General features: G+C 41.7%; 1 protein-coding gene. It reads left to right on the forward strand.

Going from position 1 to position 264, the window contains the following annotated elements:
• Window positions 1–263, forward strand: a 263-nt coding sequence (locus HBA93_RS21620) for a hypothetical protein (protein ID WP_221724619.1), incomplete at its 5' end; no start/stop codon positions are given.
• Window position 264 lies beyond the last annotated feature (1 nt).

Consider the following 264-nt stretch of genomic DNA (forward strand, 5'->3'; position numbering starts at 1 on the left):
GGATTGCTCGTCACGATGAAACAGTCTCCATTTCAGATGAGAAAAATATACAACAAAAACATATTGTTAGTGGAATTAAAATCAAAGCATTGGATCAAGCCACTGGCCTTTATTTCTGGGTCATTGTCGGTTGTGGCGAGAATATCGTGACTTTTGAACGAGATATTCACTGGATCACCTTTCCCGGCCGTCGCAAAACGGAAAGGTGGCTGCATGACACCTGGCTAAATGCCAATAGTGACAAGTGTATCAGATTTAGTTGAT

The organism is Ochrobactrum sp. SFR4 (genome assembly GCF_019730395.1).
In the GTDB taxonomy this organism is placed as follows: domain Bacteria; phylum Pseudomonadota; class Alphaproteobacteria; order Rhizobiales; family Rhizobiaceae; genus Pseudochrobactrum.